General features: G+C 54.4%; 2 protein-coding genes. One reads left to right on the top strand and one right to left on the bottom strand.

Annotated features, from left to right (window positions below):
* The coding region (locus PsW64_RS14380) for an autotransporter domain-containing protein (RefSeq protein ID WP_082831125.1) at positions 1-2,882 on the top strand (2,882 nt) is incomplete at its 5' end.
* Between the two features lie 110 nt (positions 2,883-2,992).
* On the opposite strand, the gene PsW64_RS27635 is transcribed toward PsW64_RS14380, so the two are convergent.
* On the bottom strand, positions 2,993-3,139 hold the full coding sequence (locus PsW64_RS27635) for a hypothetical protein (protein ID WP_193757808.1): 147 nt from the start codon (positions 3,137-3,139) through the stop codon (positions 2,993-2,995).
* Positions 3,140-3,270: the final 131 nt, after the last annotated feature.

Genomic DNA, 3,270 nt, shown 5'->3' with positions numbered 1-3,270 from the left:
GGGGGGGCTCTCTGACGGTGTCTGATGGCGGCACGGTGAGTAACGAATCCGGCTATATCGGCCGTAATAAAGGCTCAACCGGCATTGTTGAGGTGACCGGCACCGAGGCAACCTGGGACAATTCAGAGAATCTATATGTCGGCCGCGATGGCAATGGTACTCTGACGATTTCTAACGATGCAACAGTGAGTGTGTCCGGGGTGACCCGGCTGGGTTCTAATTCAACGGGTTCTGGCGTTTTGAACATCGGTGCGGGTAGCGGCGATACGGCTGCTGCGGCCGGTACGCTTGATGCATCCACGGTTGAATTCGGAGCAGGAACCGGGGTGATCAACTTCAACCATACGGATACCGACTACACCTTCTCCGCAGATATCAGCGGGAATGGCAGTGTTAATCAGCTTTCCGGCACTACGATCCTGACCGGGACGAACACCAACATCGGAGACACCATTGTTTCTGGTGGCAAGCTGGTTGTTAATGGCAGCATCGGTAATGTGACAGTCAATGGCGGCACCCTTGGCGGCTCAGGCACGATCAACGGTTCGGCAACAGTCACAAGCGGAACAATTGCTGCAGGCAATAGCCCCGGTACGCTAACGGTCGGCGGCAACCTTAGTCTGACAGCTGCCTCAGTCCTCGACTTTGAACTCGGATCGCCGTCTGGTACAGCGGGCGTGGACAGCGACCTCATCGCCGTTGGCGGTGATCTGACGCTGGATGGATCGCTCAATGTCATCGATGCGGGTGGTTTTGACGCCGGGGTTTATAACCTGATCACCTATGGCGGCAGTTTGACAGATAACGACCTTGAAATAGGTCTAACGCTAACGGAATTCTACTACGACATCCAAACCGCCACAGAGGGTCAGGTCAATCTGTTGGTCAATGCAAACTTGCTGAGTTTTTGGAACGGGGCGGTAGCCAGTGCAGACGGCACCATTCATGGCGGCTCAGGGGTCTGGAGTGCAACTGGTACCAACTGGACTAATACCGACGGCACGGGAAGCGCGCCACACGATCCAGACAGCTTCCTGATCTTTCAGGCTGATGCAGGTGCTGTCGCGGTAGATAGTGCCGGGGTGCCTGTCTCCAAAGGCATGCAGTTTGCAACGGACGGATACAGTATTTCGGGCGGAGATATTGCACTAACAGGAGCAACTGCGATCCGGGTCGGAGATGGCACTGGTGCAGGTGCAGGATATTCGACCGTCATCGCCTCCAACTTGACTGGAACCGGTTCTCTCAAAAAGACTGGTCTCGGAACACTCATCCTAACCGGCAACAACACCTATTCCGGTAACACCACAGTGTCTGGTGGAGCACTGGTTGTTGATGGTTTCATTGGAGATGTTACGACTAATGGTGGCAGTCTTGGTGGGTCGGGTACTCTGGGAGCAGTTACAGTCAACTCCGGTGCTGTGATCGCGCCAGGTAACTCCATTGATACGATGAACACGACATCGACTGTTTTCAATGCTGGTTCGGTTTATGAGGTTGAGCTGAACGACGGCGGCGCTGCAGCGGGTGTCAATAATGATCTGCTGGCTGCCAGTGACACCGTCACGATCAATGGTGGAACGGTGCATGTCTTGCCGGAAAGCGGAACTGATGACGGATCGACCTATACCGCTGGCACGATTTACACCATCATCACCGCAGATGGCGGCATTAATGGAACATTCGATTCCCCTACACCAACCGATGATTTTGCGTTCCTCAATTTTGCCCTGTCCTATGGTGCTAATAGTGTTTTTCTGACTTCAGAACTTGCCACGCCCACGTTCTGCGTTTCAGGAATGAGCGCCAATCAATGCGCGACGGGCGACGGTGTGTTTTCGCTTGACAGCGGGCTTTTATACAACGCGGTGCTCAACCTTTCAGGTGAAGAGGCACCGCAGGCGCTTGATCACCTTTCTGGCGAAGTACACGCTTCGATCAGGACAGCGCTGCTTGAGGACAGCCGCTTTGCACGCGAAGCTGCGCTGAACCGTATGCGCATTGCAACGGGAGCTGTGGCCGCCGACGGACAGGCGCAGGCTGAAAAACGTATCAGCGAGAACGCCGCCTTCTGGGGGCAAGGCTTTGGCGCCTGGGGGAGCTGGAGTGGAAACCACAACACTGCAGGGCTTGATCGCTCGACCGGCGGGTTGTTTGTGGGAGGCGATGCCCTGATCGGTGATAATACCCGTCTTGGAGCTTTTGGCGGTTATGATGATACCAGGTTAGAGGCGAATAGTAGAAAGTCCTCTGCAACAGTAGATACAATGTATTTTGGTGCCTATGGGGGAGCTCAGTTTGATGCTCTGGGGCTCCGTGTTGGTGGCAGCTATGCATGGCATGATATCGACACAGCACGCTCGGTTGCTTTTACTGGCCTCTCTGAAAACCTGGCTGGTTCCTATGATGCGCGCACTGCTCAGTTCTTTGGTGAGGTGGGATATCGGTTTGATCACAACACGAGCAGTCTGGAACCTTTTGCCAATGTGTCTTACGTCCGCTTATCCAGCGACGGGTACTCTGAAACCGGTGGTACAGCGGCTCTGACGGCTGGTCATCAAACCATAGATAGCGCCTTTACCACTATCGGGTTGCGAGTAGAAACTCTGACTGACCTTGGTGAGTTCAGCGCGAAGCTTTCAGCTCAAACTGCCTGGCAGCATGCGTTCGGCGGCAAGGAGCTGTTTGCCAGCCATGCCTTTAATGGTGGAAGTAACTTCTCTGTCGCCGGTGCGCCAGTTGCCAGAGATATCCTAGTGCTTGATCTGGGCGCTGCAGTTGACCTTGGAGAGGATGCGGCCATTGGATTGTCCTATAATGGCCGGTTCGGTTATGGGCTCACCGATCAGGGGCTCAGCGCAAACCTTACCTTGCGTTTCTGATCATCCTTGAGCTTCCACCCCCGCACAGACCATCATGCCAGCCGCCGGGGATCAGCAGCGGTGGGCAAGCCTTCTTAAAACACACTGAGTACTAAAGTACGCCATCTCCATCATCTTATACCGGCGTTGTGCATGAGATGCATGGCGACTGGACTGTTGCCTGCGCGCTCACCGCATCGTCCGATGGTCACAGCACCAAACACTGTTCCATTTTCAACAACAGTTTGCGTACCAGACCCAACAATAAGCACTGGCAATCGAACTCATACCCGCAGACGATAGTGCTGAGGGCACGCTCACTATAGATACCGCAAGGGTGCGCGAATGTCTGGTTTTGGTGGTGGGTTCAACTGGTGGGTGCAACACTTTAATCTTTAAATAGAGATGG

This window comes from Pseudovibrio sp. W64, assembly GCF_001623145.1.
In the GTDB taxonomy this organism is placed as follows: domain Bacteria; phylum Pseudomonadota; class Alphaproteobacteria; order Rhizobiales; family Stappiaceae; genus Pseudovibrio.
The sequence above is the reverse complement of the archived record's forward strand: the minus strand, read 5'-3'. Positions and strand labels throughout refer to the sequence as shown.